This window comes from Pseudomonas sp. EGD-AK9 (assembly GCF_000465935.2).
Taxonomy (GTDB): Bacteria; Pseudomonadota; Gammaproteobacteria; order Pseudomonadales; family Pseudomonadaceae; genus Aquipseudomonas.
Map to the genome: position 1 here is coordinate 1 of NZ_AVOF01000903.1, position 592 is coordinate 592.

The following is a 592-nucleotide window of genomic DNA, read 5'->3' on the forward strand; positions in this document are numbered from 1 at the left end:
ACCTTGCGCGTGCCGGGCGGCGCCGGCTCGATGGCGGCGCGCTGGGCGGACAGATCCAGCTCGCCGTGCAGCGGGCAGAGCCGGATGTCGCCCTGCCCCGCCAGGGCCTCGCCCAGCTGCTCGGCAACGCGGCGGATCTCGGCCTGGCCGGGGAGGAACACCAGCAGACTGCCCGGCTCGTCGGCCAGCGCCTGCAGCACGGTTTGCACCACCCGCGGCTCGATCCACTCGCCCGGCGGCGATGACGCCCCCCAGCGGATATCCACCGGGAACATGCGGCCCTCGCTGCGCAGCACCGGCGCCTCGCCGAGCAACGCCGCCAGGCGCTGCCCTTCCAGGGTGGCGGACATCAGCAGCAGCTTGAGCGGCGGCCCACCGCTGTCCACGCCACGAAACATGGCGCGGCCATTGAGGCACAGCGCCAGGGCCAGGTCGGCGTCCAGGCTGCGCTCGTGGAACTCGTCGAAGATCACCAGGCCGACGCCGTCCAGCGCCGGATCGTCCTGCAGGCGGCGGGCGAGGATGCCCTCGGTGACCACCTCGATGCGGGTGTTCGGCCCGATCTTGCTGTCCAGGCGGATGCGGTAGCCGA

The 592-nt window shown here is 73.0% G+C and carries 1 pseudogene; it reads right to left on the reverse strand.

The window, feature by feature from the left end:
* Positions 1 to 592 (reverse strand): annotated as a pseudogene (locus N878_RS25255) (ATP-dependent helicase HrpB); the annotation flags it as partial.